We start from the raw sequence: 18,103 nt of genomic DNA on the forward strand, positions 1-18,103 counted from the left end.
GATGCTTGAATTTGATACGATAAAAGATTCAAAGCAGCTTAACGGTCTTGCGCTTGCTTATATAGGTGATGCCATTTTTGAAGTGTATGTAAGGCATCACCTGCTTAAGCAGGGCTTTACCAAACCAAATGATCTTCATAAGAAATCAAGCCGGATTGTTTCGGCAAAGTCGCAGGCTGAGATCCTATTTTTTCTGCAGAATCAATCATTTTTTACGGAAGAAGAGGAAGCGGTGCTGAAAAGAGGCAGAAATGCCAAGTCAGGAACAACACCAAAAAATACAGATGTTCAGACGTACCGCTATAGTACAGCATTTGAAGCGCTTCTGGGCTACCTTTTTCTAGAGAAAAGAGAGGAACGGCTTAGTCAGCTCATAGCCGAAGCTATACAATTCGGGACGTCAGGGAGGAAAACAAATGAGTCAGCAACATGATTACGTCATAGGGAAGAATGCAGTGATCGAGACGTTAAAATCTGATCGGAAGCTGTATAAGCTGTGGATGGCGGAAAACACCGTAAAGGGACAGGCACAGCAAGTGATTGAGCTTGCGAAAAAGCAGGGAATCACGATTCAATACGTCCCGAGAAAAAAACTCGATCAAATGGTGACAGGACAGCATCAAGGCGTTGTGGCACAGGTTGCAGCGTATGAATATGCAGAACTGGACGATTTATATAAAGCAGCCGAGGAAAGAAATGAACAGCCTTTCTTCCTCATTCTGGACGAGCTTGAAGACCCTCATAATCTTGGTTCCATTATGAGAACAGCTGATGCGGTCGGCGCTCATGGCATCGTCATTCCAAAACGGAGAGCTGTCGGGCTGACAACAACAGTGGCAAAAGCTTCAACAGGGGCAATTGAACACATTCCTGTAGCGAGAGTCACCAATTTGGCACGGACGTTAGAAGAGATGAAAGAACGGGGAATCTGGGTTGTCGGAACGGATGCGTCCGCGCGTGAGGATTACCGCAATATGGACGGCAATATGCCTTTGGCTTTAGTCATCGGAAGTGAAGGAAAAGGGATGGGCCGACTCGTGAAAGAAAAGTGTGACTTTCTCATTAAACTCCCGATGGCCGGAAAGGTAACTTCACTAAATGCATCTGTCGCGGCTGGTCTTTTGATGTATGAAGTCTACCGGAAACGAAACCCTCTGGGAGAATAAAGACCCATGGATATCCTGTTAGTAGACGGGTACAACATGATTGGAGCCTGGCCGCAGCTGAAGGATTTAAAAGCGAACAGTTTCGAAGAGGCGAGAGACGTACTGATTCAGAAAATGGCGGAATATCAATCGTATACAGGAAACAGGGTTATTGTTGTTTTTGACGCGCATCTCGTAAAAGGGCTTGAGAAAAAACAGACCAACCATCGAGTTGAAGTGATTTTTACAAAAGAAAATGAGACGGCTGATGAGCGGATAGAAAAGCTCGCTCAGGCTTTGAATAATATCGCGACTCAAATTCACGTTGCGACCTCTGACTATACTGAGCAATGGGCGATTTTCGGACAGGGGGCATTGCGGAAATCGGCCCGGGAGCTTTTGAGAGAGGTAGAAGCGATTGAAAGGCGAATAGAGAGACGGGTAAGAAAAATCACTTCCGAAAAGCCGGCGGGTAAAATTGCTTTATCGGAAGAGGTTTTGAAAACGTTTGAAAAGTGGAGGCGAGGAGACTTAGATTAAGTTGACGCTTTTTTGCCCAATACTGTATAATATTTCTATCTACGTGCGCCGGGGGGATCGGAGTGAATCTACAGAACAACAAGGGAAAATTCAACAAAGAGCAGTTTTGCCAGTTGGAGGACGAGCAGGTCATTGAAAAGGTTCATGTTGGGGACAGTGATGCGTTAGATTACTTGATTACGAAGTACCGAAACTTTGTTCGGGCGAAAGCAAGATCCTATTTCTTAATAGGGGCGGACAGAGAAGATATTGTTCAGGAAGGTATGATAGGCCTCTATAAGTCTATTCGTGACTTCAAAGAGGACAAGCTTACCTCTTTCAAAGCTTTCGCAGAATTATGTATTACCCGCCAAATTATTACCGCAATAAAGACAGCTACTCGCCAGAAACACATTCCTTTGAATTCCTACGTCTCATTAGATAAACCGATTTTTGATGAAGAATCAGACCGAACGCTGCTTGATGTCATTTCAGGGGCGAAAACCTTAAATCCTGAGGAAATGATCATTAATCAGGAAGAATTTGATGACATTGAAATGAAAATGGGAGAACTACTAAGTGATTTAGAGAGAAAAGTACTCGTCTTATATCTCGACGGGAGAAGTTACCAAGAGATTTCCGATGAACTGAACCGACATGTGAAATCGATCGACAATGCCCTTCAGCGTGTGAAACGCAAGCTGGAGAAGTACTTGGAAATTCGCGAAATCAGTTTGTAATAGGAATTTAAGCTATATTGACAGTATTTTTCTGACTATGATATGTTACTAAAGATAAGAACTAATGTCTATTTAGAAAAAGGTGTAATGACATGAGAAAAAAGATTACGTTAGCATGCAAGACATGCGGAAACCGTAATTATACGACAATGAAGAGCTCTGCATCAGCGGCTGAGCGATTAGAAGTAAAGAAATACTGCAGTACTTGCAATTCACATACAGCTCATCTTGAAACAAAATAGTTTTTGCGCTTTTTAAATTGTGGAGGTCTTTTACATGCGTATTATGAAATTCTTTAAAGATGTTGGGAAAGAAATGAAAAAGGTAAGCTGGCCTAAAGGAAAAGAGTTAACGCGTTATACCATTACGGTAATTTCAACAGTTATCTTTTTTGTTATCTTTTTTGCCCTCCTTGACACAGGAATTTCTCAATTAATTCGTTTAATAGTTGAATAATGATCAGCAATACGTGCTATAATAGATCATAATATTACTTGCCAAAACCCGTTCAGCGGGTTTTTTATTGTGGCTTAAAATGAAAGTTATCATAGGCTTGCCGCCTATTTTTTGAAGCGTTATGGTAATTCACTAAAACCAAATGCGGGGAGGGAAGGACTGGACAGTCCTGAAGAGAATGGAAAAGAATTGGTATGTTGTTCACACGTACTCTGGTTACGAGAATAAAGTAAAAGCCAACTTGGAAAAACGTGTTGAATCAATGGGGATGCAGGATAAAATTTTCCGTGTAGTCGTACCCGAAGAAGAAGAAACGGATATCAAAAACGGCAAGAAAAAAGTCGTGAAAAAGAAAGTATTCCCTGGTTATGTGCTTGTTGAAATTGTAATGACAGACGACTCTTGGTATGTTGTCCGCAACACGCCGGGCGTTACTGGATTCGTAGGATCTGCTGGATCAGGTTCAAAACCGACGCCGCTTCTTCCAGGCGAAGCAGAAACCATTTTGAAGAGAATGGGCATGGACGAACGCAAAACTGATATTGACTTTGAACTGAAAGAGACAGTGAAAGTAATAGACGGACCTTTTGCTAACTTTACTGGATCGATTGAAGAGATTGATTATGACAAAAGCAAGGTCAAAGTTTTCGTTAATATGTTCGGCCGCGAAACGCCGGTTGAACTGGAATTTACCCAAATCGATAAATTGTAATGTGAAAAAACTTGAAATTGCTATATATAAATGATAATATAGCAAAGGTACGTCTTGGACTTATCCAAGGCAACTAGCATGATATTTCGTCATTCATATAAAGAATGAAACCTTGAGTGGGAGGGTTTACCCTATTACCACATCACGGACTTAAGGAGGTGTGTCTCGTGGCTAAAAAAGTAGTTAAAGTTGTAAAATTGCAAATTCCTGCTGGAAAAGCTAACCCAGCACCACCAGTTGGACCTGCACTTGGTCAAGCCGGTGTTAACATCATGGGATTCTGTAAGGAGTTTAACGCTCGTACAGCTGACCAAGCTGGTTTAATCATTCCTGTTGAAATTTCGGTTTACGAAGACCGTTCATTTACATTTATTACAAAAACTCCACCTGCTGCAGTATTGCTTAAAAAAGCAGCTGGAATTGAGTCTGGTTCTGGTGAACCAAACCGTAATAAAGTGGCAACCGTTAAGCGCGATAAAGTACGCGAAATCGCTGAAACGAAAATGCCTGACTTAAACGCAGCAGACGTTGAAGCGGCAATGCGCATGGTTGAAGGTACTGCCCGCAGTATGGGTATTGTAATCGAGGATTAATTTGTTTCTTGTCGGGTTGCGAGTTTTAACAAGTTCGCAACCCTTATTCGTGGGAGGTTATTCCGCTATAACCACATAAGGAGGAAATTTTAAAATGGCTAAAAAAGGTAAAAAGTACGTTGAAGCTGCTAAGCTTGTAGACCGTTCTAAAGCTTACGACGTTTCTGAAGCAGTAGCTCTCGTTAAAAAAACAAACACAGCTAAATTCGACGCTACAGTTGAAGTGGCTTTCCGTTTAGGGGTTGACCCTCGTAAAAACGACCAGCAAATCCGCGGAGCAGTTGTGCTTCCAAACGGAACTGGTAAAACTCAGCGCGTTCTCGTTTTCGCAAAAGGCGAAAAAGCGAAAGAAGCTGAAGCTGCTGGTGCAGATTACGTAGGCGATACTGACTACATCAACAAAATTCAACAAGGCTGGTTCGATTTCGACGTAATCGTAGCTACACCTGACATGATGGGTGAAGTTGGTAAAATCGGTCGTGTACTTGGACCAAAAGGTTTAATGCCAAACCCTAAAACTGGTACAGTTACTTTCGAAGTTGAAAAAGCGATCGGCGAAATCAAAGCTGGTAAAGTTGAATACCGCGTAGATAAAGCTGGAAACATTCATGTTCCTATCGGTAAAGTTTCTTTCGAGGATGAAAAACTTGTTGAGAACTTCACAACAATGTACGATACAATCCTGAAAGCTAAACCTGCCGCAGCTAAAGGCGTTTACGTGAAAAACGTTGCTGTAACTTCTACTATGGGACCTGGTGTCAAAGTAGACTCTTCAACTTTTAACGTAAAATAATATTGACATGACATCAACATTCTGATATGATTCAAAATGTTGTAAAATAGAATATCATTTATACCGTAGACAGTAGGGGCCTAACCGCTTAATTATCCTACCGAGGTGTATATTATCACAGCTATTACGTTACGTATGCTTGTATATACAGCCTCCATGTCTCATGGAGGCTTTTTATATGGAATCCGTCGTCTCAGTCGTGATCACCTAAACGGTATAAGTGTTACACAAGAATCTACAGGAGGTGTAACCATGAGCAGCGCAATTGAAACTAAAAAAGTTGTTGTTGAAGAAATTGCTTCTAAACTGAAAGAAAGTAAATCAACGATCATCGTTGACTATCGCGGACTTAACGTTTCTGAAGTAACTGAACTTCGTAAACAGCTTCGCGAAGCTAACGTTGAGTTCAAAGTTTACAAAAATACGATGACTCGCCGTGCGGTTGAACAAGCTGAGCTTAATGGTTTGAATGATTTCTTAACTGGACCGAACGCGATCGCATTCAGCACTGAAGATGTTGTCGCTCCGGCTAAAGTTCTGAATGAATTCGCTAAAAATCACGAAGCTCTTGAAATCAAAGCTGGCGTTATCGAAGGTAAAGTTTCTACTGTTGAAGAAGTGAAAGCTCTTGCTGAACTTCCATCACGCGAAGGCTTGCTTTCTATGTTGCTTAGCGTACTTCAAGCTCCAGTTCGCAACTTTGCTCTTGCTGCAAAAGCTGTGGCAGAACAAAAGGAAGAACAAGGCGCTTAATCTAATCAGTTTTTCATAAATTAAAACAAAATGGAGGAATTACAAATGGCTTTAAATATCGAAGAAATCATTGCTTCCGTTAAAGAAGCAACTGTACTTGAATTGAACGACCTAGTAAAAGCAATCGAAGAAGAATTTGGCGTAACTGCTGCTGCTCCTGTAGCTGTAGCTGGCGGAGCTGCTGCAGGCGGAGCTGCTGAAGAGCAAAGCGAATTCGATCTTATCCTTGCTGGTGCTGGATCTCAAAAAATCAAAGTTATCAAAGTTGTACGTGAAATCACTGGTCTTGGCTTGAAAGAAGCTAAAGAACTTGTTGACAACACTCCAAAACCACTTAAAGAAGGTATTGCTAAAGAAGAAGCTGAAGAGCTTAAAGCTAAACTTGAAGAAGTTGGCGCTTCTGTAGAAGTTAAGTAATCTTCACTTACCTGGAGGGGAAGCTCGCTTTTATGAGGCGAGCTTTTTCTTTGCCATTCTTTAAGCCATGAAAAAAGGAGGTTCTAATAATGAGTGAGCACTATTATTCAGAAAAACCTTCAGTGAAAAGCAACAAGCAAACCTGGTCTTTTAGGCTTCGGAATAAAGATTTCACGTTTACCAGCGACAGCGGGGTTTTTTCTAAAAAAGAAGTTGATTTCGGCTCCCGCCTGCTGATTGATTCTTTTGAAGAGCCTGAGGTTGAGGGCAGCATTTTGGATGTAGGCTGCGGGTACGGGCCGATTGGTTTATCGCTTGCCAGCGACTTTAAAGACCGGACTATCCACATGATTGATGTTAATGAGAGAGCCGTAGAACTATCAAATGAAAATGCGGAACAGAACGGAATAACAAACGTTAAGATTTATCAAAGCGATTTGTTTTCAAACGTTGATTCTGCTCAAACATTTGCTTCTATTCTTACAAATCCCCCAATCCGAGCCGGAAAAAAAGTTGTCCATGCTATCTTTGAGAAAAGCGCTGAACACTTAAAAGCTTCAGGTGAGTTGTGGATCGTCATACAGAAAAAGCAAGGTGCGCCTTCTGCCATTGAAAAGCTCGAGGAACTGTTCGATGAAGTTTCTGTCGTTCAAAAAAAGAAAGGCTATTATATCATAAAAGCAAAAAAAGTTTGACTCGGTATTTTAACTATGTTAATATTGTAAAATGCCAATGTATATATTTTGCTTGATATGATGAATTGTCAATATCTATGTATAAATTATACAAGTATGGAAATGCTAATAAAATCGGTATTTGTTTTTGGATGTGGTTTTCTTAATTAGAAACCCTTTTTTCTTTTGTCTTGTAAAAGTATTTCTTTCTTTGGATGAAATGCTTATTACACATATAATACGCATGATTTGAGGGGTGAATCAGTTGACAGGTCAACTAGTTCAGTATGGACGACACCGCCAGCGCAGAAGCTATGCTCGCATTAGCGAAGTGTTAGAATTACCAAATCTCATTGAAATTCAAACCTCTTCTTATCAGTGGTTTCTTGATGAGGGTCTTAGAGAGATGTTTCAAGACATATCACCAATTGAGGATTTCACTGGTAACCTCTCTCTTGAGTTCATTGATTATAGTTTAGGTGAGCCTAAATATCCTGTAGAGGAATCAAAAGAACGTGATGTGACTTACTCAGCTCCGCTAAGAGTGAAGGTTCGTTTAATTAACAAAGAAACTGGAGAGGTAAAAGACCAAGATGTCTTCATGGGTGATTTCCCTATTATGACAGATACAGGTACTTTTATCATTAACGGTGCGGAACGCGTTATCGTTTCCCAGCTTGTTCGGTCTCCAAGTGTATATTTCAGTGGTAAAGTAGACAAGAACGGTAAAAAAGGTTTTACCGCAACTGTCATTCCAAACCGTGGCGCATGGTTAGAATACGAAACTGATGCGAAAGATGTTGTTTATGTCCGCATTGATCGCACACGTAAGTTGCCGGTTACGGTTCTTTTGCGTGCTCTCGGCTTCGGCTCCGATCAAGAGATTCTTGATCTCATAGGAGAAAACGAATACCTGAGAAATACGCTTGATAAAGATAACACAGAAAACAGCGACAAAGCGCTGCTTGAAATTTACGAGCGTCTCCGTCCTGGAGAGCCGCCTACAGTAGAAAATGCGAAAAGCTTGCTTGATTCTCGTTTCTTTGATCCGAAACGATACGATCTTGCCAATGTAGGACGCTATAAAATTAATAAAAAACTTCATATTAAGAATCGCCTCTTCAATCAGAGACTTGCTGAAACGCTCGTTGATCCTGAAACAGGAGAAATCCTTGCTGAAAAAGGCCAGATTCTTGATAGAAGAACACTTGATAAAGTACTGCCATACTTAGAAAACGGAATCGGTTTCAGAAAGCTGTATCCGAATGGCGGTGTTGTTGAAGATGAAGTGACTCTTCAATCCATTAAAATCTTTGCTCCGACTGATCAAGAAGGAGAACAGGTTATTAATGTAATCGGCAATGCTTACATTGAAGAAGAGATTAAAAACATCACGCCTGCTGATATTATTTCTTCAATCAGCTACTTCTTCAACCTGCTGCACGGAGTAGGCGACACAGATGATATCGATCATCTTGGAAACCGCCGTTTACGTTCTGTAGGCGAGCTTCTCCAGAACCAATTCCGTATCGGTTTAAGCCGTATGGAGCGTGTGGTTCGTGAGAGAATGTCAATTCAAGATACGAATACAATTACGCCTCAGCAGCTGATCAATATTCGTCCTGTTATTGCGTCCATTAAAGAGTTCTTTGGAAGCTCACAGCTTTCTCAATTCATGGATCAGACGAACCCGCTTGCTGAATTAACGCATAAGCGTCGTCTGTCAGCATTAGGACCGGGCGGATTGACACGTGAGCGTGCCGGAATGGAAGTGCGTGACGTTCACTACTCCCACTATGGCCGTATGTGTCCGATTGAAACGCCTGAGGGCCCGAACATCGGTTTGATCAACTCACTATCATCTTATGCAAAAGTAAACCGTTTTGGCTTTATTGAAACGCCATATCGCCGCGTTGATCCTGAAACAGGGAAGGTAACGGGCAGAATCGATTACTTAACTGCTGATGAAGAGGATAACTATGTTGTCGCTCAAGCGAACGCTCGTCTTGATGACGAAGGCGCCTTTATTGATGACAGCATCGTAGCTCGTTTCCGCGGGGAGAACACCGTTGTTTCCAGAAACCGTGTAGACTACATGGATGTATCGCCTAAGCAGGTTGTATCTGCTGCGACAGCATGTATCCCGTTCTTAGAAAACGATGACTCCAACCGTGCCCTCATGGGAGCGAACATGCAGCGTCAGGCTGTGCCTTTGATGCAGCCGGAAGCGCCATTCGTTGGAACTGGTATGGAATACGTATCAGGTAAAGACTCTGGTGCCGCTGTTATTTGTAAACACCCAGGTATCGTTGAACGCGTAGAAGCGAAAAACGTTTGGGTTCGCCGTTATGAAGAAGTAGACGGTCAAAAAGTAAAAGGAAACCTGGATAAATACAGCCTGCTGAAATTTGTCCGCTCTAACCAAGGTACGTGCTACAACCAGCGTCCGATCGTAAGTGTCGGCGATGAAGTTGTAAAAGGAGAAATCCTTGCTGACGGTCCTTCTATGGAGCTTGGTGAACTTGCACTTGGCCGTAACGTAATGGTCGGCTTCATGACATGGGATGGCTACAACTATGAGGATGCCATCATCATGAGTGAACGTCTTGTGAAGGATGATGTTTATACATCTATCCACATTGAAGAATATGAATCAGAAGCACGTGATACGAAACTTGGACCTGAAGAGATCACTCGCGATATTCCAAACGTCGGTGAAGATGCGCTTCGCAATCTTGATGACCGCGGAATCATCCGTATCGGGGCAGAAGTAAAAGACGGAGATCTTCTTGTTGGTAAAGTAACGCCTAAAGGCGTAACTGAACTGACTGCAGAAGAACGCCTGCTTCACGCCATCTTTGGCGAGAAAGCCCGCGAGGTTCGTGATACTTCTCTTCGTGTGCCTCACGGCGGCGGAGGAATTATCCATGACGTTAAAGTCTTCAACCGTGAAGACGGAGACGAACTTCCTCCAGGTGTTAACCAGTTAGTACGCGTATATATCGTTCAGAAACGTAAGATTTCTGAAGGGGATAAAATGGCCGGTCGTCACGGTAACAAAGGTGTTATCTCTAAGATTCTTCCTGAAGAGGATATGCCTTACCTTCCTGACGGCACACCAATTGATATCATGCTTAACCCGCTGGGCGTACCATCACGTATGAACATCGGGCAGGTATTGGAACTTCATATGGGTATGGCCGCTCGTTACCTCGGCATTCACATTGCATCTCCTGTATTTGACGGAGCGCGTGAAGAGGATGTCTGGGAAACACTTGAAGAAGCCGGCATGTCTCGTGACGCCAAAACAGTGCTTTACGACGGACGTACTGGAGAGCCGTTTGATAACCGTGTATCTGTCGGTATCATGTATATGATCAAACTGGCTCACATGGTTGACGATAAACTTCATGCACGTTCTACAGGCCCTTACTCACTTGTTACGCAGCAGCCTCTTGGCGGTAAAGCGCAATTTGGCGGACAGCGTTTCGGTGAGATGGAGGTTTGGGCACTTGAAGCTTATGGTGCGGCTTACACTCTTCAAGAAATTCTGACTGTTAAGTCCGATGACGTGGTTGGACGTGTGAAAACATACGAAGCCATCGTTAAAGGCGACAATGTTCCTGAACCAGGTGTTCCGGAATCATTCAAAGTGTTAATCAAAGAACTTCAAAGCTTAGGTATGGATGTCAAAATCCTTTCTGGTGATGAAGAAGAAATAGAAATGAGAGATTTAGAAGACGAAGAAGATGCGAAACAAGCTGACGGCCTGGCATTATCAGGTGATGAAGAGCCGGAAGAAACAGCATCTGCAGACGTTGAACGTGATGTAGTAACAAAAGAATAATCTCTAGTTATAAAGGCAAGTGACATCGGTTAATCCGAAGATAAAAAGGGAGGTAGGCCCCTTGCTAGATGTGAACAATTTTGAGTATATGAACATCGGTCTTGCTTCACCGGATAAAATCCGTTCATGGTCTTTTGGTGAAGTGAAAAAGCCTGAAACGATAAACTATCGTACGTTAAAACCTGAAAAGGACGGTCTATTCTGCGAACGCATTTTCGGACCGACTAAGGACTGGGAATGTCATTGCGGGAAGTACAAGCGAGTTCGTTATAAAGGCGTAGTTTGTGACCGCTGCGGAGTCGAAGTAACACGGGCTAAAGTCCGTCGTGAGAGAATGGGGCACATTGAACTGGCTGCCCCAGTTTCCCACATTTGGTATTTCAAAGGTATTCCAAGCCGTATGGGTCTTGTGCTGGATATGTCACCTCGTGCTTTAGAAGAAGTGATTTACTTTGCTTCTTACGTTGTAACTGACCCGGCAAATACACCGCTTGAAAAGAAACAGCTTCTGTCTGAGAAAGAATACCGTGCTTATCTTGATAAATACGGTAATAAATTCCAAGCATCTATGGGTGCTGAAGCAATTCATAAACTTCTTCAAGATATCGATCTTGTAAAAGAAGTTGATATGTTAAAAGAAGAGCTGAAAACTTCACAAGGACAACGACGTACTCGTGCGATCAAACGTCTTGAAGTTTTAGAAGCCTTCCGTAACTCAGGAAACAAGCCTTCTTGGATGATCCTTGATGTGCTTCCTGTTATTCCTCCGGAGCTTAGACCGATGGTTCAGCTAGATGGCGGACGTTTTGCGACTTCTGATTTGAACGATCTTTATCGTCGTGTCATCAACCGTAACAATCGTTTGAAACGCCTTCTGGACCTTGGTGCGCCAAGCATCATCGTTCAAAACGAAAAGCGTATGCTTCAAGAGGCTGTCGATGCCTTAATTGACAACGGCCGCCGCGGACGCCCTGTAACAGGTCCTGGTAACAGACCGTTAAAATCTCTTTCTCACATGTTGAAAGGGAAGCAAGGCCGTTTCCGTCAAAACCTTCTTGGTAAACGTGTCGATTACTCCGGACGTTCTGTAATCGTTGTTGGTCCTCATTTGAAAATGTACCAATGCGGATTACCGAAGGAAATGGCGCTTGAACTCTTCAAGCCTTTCGTTATGAAAGAACTTGTTGAAAAGGGTCTTGCTCACAACATTAAGAGTGCGAAACGCAAAATTGAGCGCGTACAGCCTGAAGTTTGGGATGTATTAGAATCAGTTATTAAGGAGCACCCAGTACTGCTGAACCGTGCCCCTACACTTCACAGATTAGGTATTCAGGCGTTTGAACCAACGCTTGTTGAAGGACGCGCAATCCGCCTTCACCCGCTCGTATGTACAGCTTACAACGCTGACTTTGACGGTGACCAAATGGCGGTTCACGTACCATTATCTGCTGAAGCACAAGCTGAAGCACGCATCTTGATGCTTGCTGCTCAAAACATCTTGAACCCTAAAGATGGTAAACCGGTTGTAACACCGTCTCAGGATATGGTACTTGGTAACTATTACCTGACACTTGAGCGTGCCGGTGCTGTCGGTGAAGGTATGGTCTTCAAGAATACAGACGAAGCGCTTCTTGCTTATCAAAACGGATATGTTCACCTTCATACGAGAGTAGCTGTTGCAGCTAACTCCCTTAAGAATGTGACATTTACCGAAGAACAGCGCTCAAAATTGTTAATTACAACTGTCGGTAAGCTTGTCTTCAATGAAATTCTTCCGGAATCATTCCCTTACATGAATGAACCAACGAAGAGCAACATTGAAGAGAAAACACCTGACCGTTTCTTCTTGGAAAAAGGTGCTGACGTTAAAGCTGTCATCGCACAGCAGCCAATCAATGCACCGTTCAAAAAAGGTATTCTGGGTAAAATCATCGCGGAAATCTTTAAACGATTCCATATCACGGAAACGTCTAAAATGCTTGACCGCATGAAAAACCTAGGTTTCAAATATTCAACAAAAGCTGGTATTACAGTTGGGGTTTCTGACATCGTCGTACTCGATGATAAACAAGAAATTCTTGAAGAAGCGCAAAGCAAAGTTGACAACGTTATGAAGCAGTTCCGCCGCGGTCTGATCACTGAAGAAGAACGCTATGAGAGAGTCATCTCTATCTGGAGTGCTGCAAAAGACGTTATCCAAGGCAAACTGATGAAATCACTTGATGAACTCAACCCAATCTACATGATGAGTGACTCTGGTGCCCGTGGTAACGCATCTAACTTTACGCAGCTTGCCGGAATGCGCGGTCTGATGGCCAACCCGGCTGGACGTATCATTGAGTTGCCGATCAAATCAAGTTTCCGTGAAGGTCTGACAGTATTGGAGTACTTTATCTCCACACACGGTGCGCGTAAAGGTCTTGCCGATACCGCTCTTAAAACTGCTGACTCAGGTTACCTTACACGCCGTCTCGTTGACGTTGCGCAGGATGTTATCATCCGTGAAACTGATTGCGGAACTGACCGAGGCATTCTTGCTAAGCCTCTTAAAGAAGGAACCGAAACAATTGAGCGCTTAGAAGAACGCTTAATCGGCCGTTTTGCACGAAAACAAGTGAAGCACCCTGAAACAGGTGAAGTGCTTGTGAATGAAAACGAACTAATCGATGAAGATAAGGCGCTGGAGATTGTCGAAGCTGGCATTGAAGAAGTGTGGATCCGTTCTGCCTTCACATGTAATACGCCTCATGGTGTATGTAAACGATGCTATGGCCGAAATCTTGCAACTGGCTCCGATGTTGAAGTCGGTGAAGCTGTCGGAATCATTGCTGCCCAATCAATCGGTGAGCCTGGTACACAGTTAACAATGCGTACATTCCATACAGGCGGGGTTGCCGGAGACGATATCACACAGGGTCTTCCGCGTATCCAAGAGCTTTTCGAAGCGCGTAATCCGAAAGGTCAGGCAACAATTACAGAAATCGACGGTACAGTCGTTGAGATTAATGAAGTTCGTGATAAGCAGCAGGAAATTGTGGTTCAAGGCGCAGTGGAAACACGTTCTTATACGGCACCTTACAACTCCCGCCTGAAAGTAGCGGAAGGAGATAAAATTACTCGTGGCCAAGTACTGACAGAAGGTTCAATCGATCCGAAAGAACTTCTTAAAGTGACTGACCTGACGACTGTTCAAGAGTATCTTCTCCATGAGGTTCAAAAGGTTTACCGTATGCAGGGTGTTGAAATCGGTGATAAACACGTAGAAGTAATGGTTCGCCAGATGCTTCGTAAAGTACGCGTAATTGATGCCGGTGACACTGATGTGCTTCCAGGTACATTGCTTGACATCCACCAATTTACTGAAGCGAACAAAAAGGTGTTGCTCGAAGGCAATCGACCTGCTACAGGCCGTCCTGTCTTACTCGGTATTACAAAAGCATCTCTTGAAACTGATTCATTCTTATCTGCTGCTTCCTTCCAGGAAACAACGCGTGTCCTTACAGATGCAGCGATCAAAGGTAAGCGTGACGAGCTTCTCGGCTTGAAAGAGAATGTTATCATCGGTAAACTTGTTCCAGCTGGTACAGGAATGATGAAATACCGTAAAGTAAAACCAGTATCAAATGTTCAGCCGACTGACGATATGGTTCCGGTTGAATAACTGATTTCATTCTGCTGAAAGACTGTTTTTACAGTCTTTCAGCAGATATATTTATTAAAAAGTCACTCTATGAGAAGATAGAAACTAAAAAATGTCATACCTTGTTGACATTCGTCTCCTAGAATGATAATATAACCAAGGTGCTCGAAATAAACCTGTTACTTTGGAGGATATGTTTATGTCTTATGATAAAGTATCACAGGCCAAATCAATTATTATTGGTACGAAGCAAACAGTGAAAGCTCTAAAGCGAGGTTCAGTAAAGGAAGTAGTCGTTGCAAAGGACGCAGATCCGATACTTACGTCAAGTGTTGTTTCACTTGCGGAAGATCAAGGTATCTCTGTCTCAATGGTTGAATCCATGAAAAAGCTCGGCAAAGCCTGCGGAATTGAGGTAGGAGCAGCCGCTGTTGCCATTATTTTATAACGTACTCTTGTTTTTGCGTAAGATTCCATCTTGTGTAAAGACATTGTTTTTTGCCTTTTGATGAACCACCTGGGTATGTGGGTTATAAAACGTAATGAAGGGAGGAAAAAATCATGCCTACAATTAATCAGCTAATTCGCAAAGGACGCGTGAGTAAAGTAGAAAACTCAAAGTCTCCTGCACTTAACAAAGGATACAATAGCTTTAAAAAAGAGCACACTAACGTATCTTCTCCACAAAAACGCGGGGTATGTACTCGTGTTGGTACAATGACACCAAAAAAACCGAACTCAGCACTTCGTAAATATGCTCGTGTTCGTTTGACTAACGGAATCGAGGTTACTGCTTACATTCCTGGTATCGGTCACAACCTGCAAGAGCACAGTGTTGTACTTATCCGCGGTGGACGTGTAAAAGACTTACCAGGGGTACGTTACCACATCGTTCGTGGTGCGCTTGATACTGCTGGAGTTGAAAACCGTGCACAAGGCCGTTCTAAATACGGTACGAAAAAACCTAAAGCAAAATAATAAACGAAAATACGCATAATTGATGAAGGGAGGATATTCAGATGCCACGTAAAGGTCCTGTAGCAAAAAGAGACGTTTTACCTGATCCGATTTACAACTCTAAGCTTGTATCTCGTCTAATCAACAAAATGATGATCGATGGTAAAAAAGGTAAGTCTCAAACAATCCTATACAAGTCATTCGATATCATTAAAGAACGTACTGGCAATGATGCAATGGAGGTTTTCGAACAAGCATTGAAAAACATCATGCCTGTACTTGAAGTAAAAGCACGCCGTGTAGGTGGTGCGAACTACCAAGTTCCTGTAGAAGTTCGTCCTGAACGTCGTACGACTCTTGGACTTCGCTGGTTAGTAAACTACGCTCGTCTTCGTGGAGAAAAAACGATGGAAGAGCGTTTAGCTAACGAAATTCTTGACGCAGCTAACAACACTGGTGCTGCTGTTAAGAAACGTGAAGATACTCATAAGATGGCTGAAGCAAACAAAGCATTTGCTCACTATCGTTGGTAGGATTTATATACTAAAAAACACAATTTCCCAATAAGGAAGGAGAAATTACCCAATGGCAAGAGAGTTCTCCTTAGACAAAACTCGTAATATCGGGATCATGGCTCACATTGATGCCGGTAAAACGACTACTACAGAACGTATCTTGTTCTATACTGGTCGTATCCATAAAATTGGTGAAACTCATGAAGGAGCTTCACAAATGGACTGGATGGAGCAGGAACAAGAACGTGGTATCACAATCACTTCCGCTGCGACAACTGCACAGTGGAAAGGATACCGCGTAAACATCATCGATACTCCAGGACACGTAGACTTCACAGTTGAAGTTGAACGTTCTCTTCGTGTACTTGATGGTGCTGTTGCTGTACTTGACGCGCAATCAGGCGTTGAGCCTCAAACAGAAACTGTTTGGCGTCAGGCAACAACTTACGGAGTACCGCGTATCGTTTTTGTTAACAAAATGGACAAAATCGGTGCAGACTTCCTTTACTCTGTAGGAACTTTAAGAGATCGTCTTCAAGCAAACGCTCATGCAATTCAATTGCCGATCGGTGCTGAAGATAACTTCGAAGGTATCATCGACCTTGTAGAAAACGTTGCGTATTTCTACGAAGATGACCTTGGAACTCGTTCTGATGCAAAAGAAATCCCTGAAGAGTATAAAGAGCAAGCTGAAGAGCTTCGCAACAGCCTTATTGAAGCTGTATGTGAGCTTGATGAAGAGCTTATGGATAAATACCTTGAGGGTGAAGAAATCACAATTGACGAGTTAAAAGCAGGTATCCGTAAAGGTACATTAAATGTTGAATTCTACCCTGTTCTTGTTGGTTCTGCTTTCAAAAACAAAGGTGTTCAACTCGTACTTGATGCTGTTCTTGACTACCTTCCTGCACCAACTGACGTTGCTGCAATCAAAGGTACACGTCCTGATACAAATGAAGAGATTGAGCGTCATTCTTCTGACGAAGAGCCATTCTCTGCATTAGCATTTAAAGTTATGACTGACCCTTACGTTGGTAAGTTGACGTTCTTCCGTGTGTACTCTGGAACACTTGATTCCGGTTCATACGTGAAAAACTCTACTAAAGGCAAACGTGAGCGTGTTGGACGTATTCTTCAAATGCACGCTAACAGCCGTGAAGAAATCTCTACTGTATACGCAGGGGATATCGCAGCTGCTGTAGGTCTAAAAGATACAACTACTGGAGATACTCTATGTGATGAGAAGGATCTTGTTATCCTTGAGTCAATGGAATTCCCAGAACCAGTTATCGACGTTGCTATTGAGCCTAAATCAAAAGCTGACCAAGATAAAATGGGTATCGCTTTAGCGAAACTTGCTGAAGAAGATCCTACATTCCGTACTCAAACAAACCCAGAAACTGGCCAAACGATCATCTCTGGTATGGGTGAACTTCACCTTGATATCATTGTTGACCGTATGAAGCGCGAATTTAAAGTAGAAGCCAATGTTGGTGCTCCTCAAGTTGCGTACCGTGAAACATTCCGTACCGGTGCAAAAGTTGAAGGTAAATTCGTACGTCAGTCTGGTGGACGCGGTCAGTTCGGGCACGTTTGGATCGAATTCGAACCAAACGAAGAAGGCGCGGGCTTTGAATTTGAAAATGCGATTGTTGGTGGGGTCGTTCCTCGTGAATACATCCCAGCTGTTCAAGCAGGTCTGGAAGATGCACTTGAAAATGGTGTACTAGCAGGCTTCCCGCTTATCGACATTAAAGCTAAACTTTTCGACGGTTCTTACCATGATGTTGACTCAAACGAAATGGCATTTAAAGTTGCTGCTTCTATGGCATTGAAAAATGCAGTCAGCAAATGTAACCCAGTTCTTCTTGAACCAATCATGAAAGTAGAAGTGGTTATTCCAGAAGAATACATGGGAGATATCATGGGTGATATCACTTCACGTCGCGGACGCGTAGAAGGTATGGAAGCACGCGGTAACGCTCAAGTTGTTCGTGCTATGGTTCCTCTTGCTGAAATGTTCGGTTACGCTACTGCACTTCGTTCTAATACGCAAGGTCGCGGTACGTTCACTATGTTCATGGATCACTACGAAGAAGTGCCGAAGAGCGTTTCGGAAGAAATTATCAAAAAAAATAAAGGCGAATAATTGATTTTGCCGCTTAACTCAAGTATAACTACTATTGTAAGATGAGGAAGTGAAAGCTTTCTTTCACTTCCTATCACTCTATACATTACTAATTAAAAGCTCTTAAGGAGGATTTTAGAATGGCTAAAGAAAAATTCGACCGTTCCAAATCACATGCCAATATTGGTACAATTGGACACGTTGACCATGGTAA

The 18,103-nt window shown here is 42.8% G+C and carries 18 protein-coding genes and 1 other annotated feature; all 18 genes read left to right on the top strand.

Annotated features, from left to right (window positions below; translation table 11 throughout):
* The first annotated feature begins 1 nt into the window (after position 1).
* The 18 genes from C1T29_RS00745 to fusA all read left to right on the top strand — a co-directional run bounded on the left by C1T29_RS00745 (position 2) and on the right by fusA (position 17,910).
* The gene (locus C1T29_RS00745) at positions 2-433 is read left to right on the top strand and encodes a mini-ribonuclease 3 (RefSeq protein ID WP_014662523.1); all 432 of its coding nucleotides are present in this window, start codon (positions 2-4) and stop codon (positions 431-433) included.
* Complete coding sequence (rlmB, locus tag C1T29_RS00750; protein WP_003225755.1) at positions 417-1,166, top strand: 23S rRNA (guanosine(2251)-2'-O)-methyltransferase RlmB; 750 nt, start codon at positions 417-419, stop codon at positions 1,164-1,166. Before C1T29_RS00745 ends, rlmB begins: the two co-directional genes overlap by 17 nt.
* A gap of 6 nt (positions 1,167-1,172) precedes the next feature.
* Positions 1,173-1,685, top strand: coding sequence for a ribosome-dependent mRNA decay endonuclease Rae1/YacP (gene rae1 / locus C1T29_RS00755; protein ID WP_003225756.1), 513 nt, complete (start codon positions 1,173-1,175; stop codon positions 1,683-1,685).
* A 62-nt stretch (positions 1,686-1,747) separates the two neighbouring features.
* Entirely contained in the window at positions 1,748-2,404 is a 657-nt protein-coding gene (sigH, locus tag C1T29_RS00760; protein ID WP_003225758.1) for an RNA polymerase sporulation sigma factor SigH, read from the top strand.
* A gap of 92 nt (positions 2,405-2,496) precedes the next feature.
* Positions 2,497-2,646, top strand: coding sequence for a 50S ribosomal protein L33 (gene rpmG / locus C1T29_RS00765; RefSeq protein ID WP_003156421.1), 150 nt, complete (start codon positions 2,497-2,499; stop codon positions 2,644-2,646).
* A 34-nt stretch (positions 2,647-2,680) separates the two neighbouring features.
* Positions 2,681-2,860 carry a preprotein translocase subunit SecE gene (gene secE / locus C1T29_RS00770; protein ID WP_004399676.1) on the top strand — a complete coding sequence of 60 codons (180 nt, stop codon included), beginning with the start codon at positions 2,681-2,683 and terminating at the stop codon, positions 2,858-2,860.
* A gap of 178 nt (positions 2,861-3,038) precedes the next feature.
* Positions 3,039-3,572, top strand: a complete 534-nt coding sequence (nusG, locus tag C1T29_RS00775) for a transcription termination/antitermination protein NusG (RefSeq protein ID WP_003225764.1) — start codon at positions 3,039-3,041, stop codon at positions 3,570-3,572.
* Between the two features lie 167 nt (positions 3,573-3,739).
* Complete coding sequence (rplK, locus tag C1T29_RS00780; protein WP_003156430.1) at positions 3,740-4,165, top strand: 50S ribosomal protein L11; 426 nt, start codon at positions 3,740-3,742, stop codon at positions 4,163-4,165.
* Between the two features lie 94 nt (positions 4,166-4,259).
* A complete protein-coding gene (rplA, locus tag C1T29_RS00785; RefSeq protein ID WP_003242022.1) occupies positions 4,260-4,958 on the top strand; it encodes a 50S ribosomal protein L1 in 699 nt (232 codons plus the stop codon).
* Positions 4,959-5,003: 45 nt separating this feature from the next.
* Positions 5,004-5,144, top strand: a sequence feature (ribosomal protein L10 leader region).
* 66 nt (positions 5,145-5,210) lie between these two features.
* On the top strand, positions 5,211-5,711 hold the full coding sequence (gene rplJ / locus C1T29_RS00790) for a 50S ribosomal protein L10 (protein ID WP_003242020.1): 501 nt from the start codon (positions 5,211-5,213) through the stop codon (positions 5,709-5,711).
* Between the two features lie 45 nt (positions 5,712-5,756).
* Positions 5,757-6,128 (top strand): 50S ribosomal protein L7/L12, encoded by a 372-nt coding sequence (gene rplL / locus C1T29_RS00795; RefSeq protein ID WP_003156436.1) that lies wholly within the window; start codon positions 5,757-5,759, stop codon positions 6,126-6,128.
* An 89-nt stretch (positions 6,129-6,217) separates the two neighbouring features.
* Complete coding sequence (locus C1T29_RS00800) at positions 6,218-6,823, top strand: class I SAM-dependent methyltransferase (protein ID WP_103750565.1); 606 nt, start codon at positions 6,218-6,220, stop codon at positions 6,821-6,823.
* A 244-nt stretch (positions 6,824-7,067) separates the two neighbouring features.
* Positions 7,068-10,649 carry a DNA-directed RNA polymerase subunit beta gene (gene rpoB, locus C1T29_RS00805; RefSeq protein WP_009966326.1) on the top strand — a complete coding sequence of 1,194 codons (3,582 nt, stop codon included), beginning with the start codon at positions 7,068-7,070 and terminating at the stop codon, positions 10,647-10,649.
* A gap of 61 nt (positions 10,650-10,710) precedes the next feature.
* Complete coding sequence (gene rpoC / locus C1T29_RS00810) at positions 10,711-14,310, top strand: DNA-directed RNA polymerase subunit beta' (protein ID WP_004399688.1); 3,600 nt, start codon at positions 10,711-10,713, stop codon at positions 14,308-14,310.
* A gap of 178 nt (positions 14,311-14,488) precedes the next feature.
* Positions 14,489-14,737 (top strand): 50S ribosomal protein L7ae-like protein, encoded by a 249-nt coding sequence (locus tag C1T29_RS00815; RefSeq protein WP_003225778.1) that lies wholly within the window; start codon positions 14,489-14,491, stop codon positions 14,735-14,737.
* A 113-nt stretch (positions 14,738-14,850) separates the two neighbouring features.
* A complete protein-coding gene (rpsL, locus tag C1T29_RS00820; RefSeq protein ID WP_003225781.1) occupies positions 14,851-15,267 on the top strand; it encodes a 30S ribosomal protein S12 in 417 nt (138 codons plus the stop codon).
* A gap of 41 nt (positions 15,268-15,308) precedes the next feature.
* Positions 15,309-15,779: a 30S ribosomal protein S7 gene (gene rpsG / locus C1T29_RS00825; protein ID WP_003225784.1), complete on the top strand. Its 471-nt coding sequence runs from the start codon at positions 15,309-15,311 to the stop codon at positions 15,777-15,779.
* 52 nt (positions 15,780-15,831) lie between these two features.
* Entirely contained in the window at positions 15,832-17,910 is a 2,079-nt protein-coding gene (gene fusA / locus C1T29_RS00830; RefSeq protein WP_014662529.1) for an elongation factor G, read from the top strand.
* Positions 17,911-18,103: the final 193 nt, after the last annotated feature.

It is taken from the genome of Bacillus sp. MBGLi79, assembly GCF_002953915.1.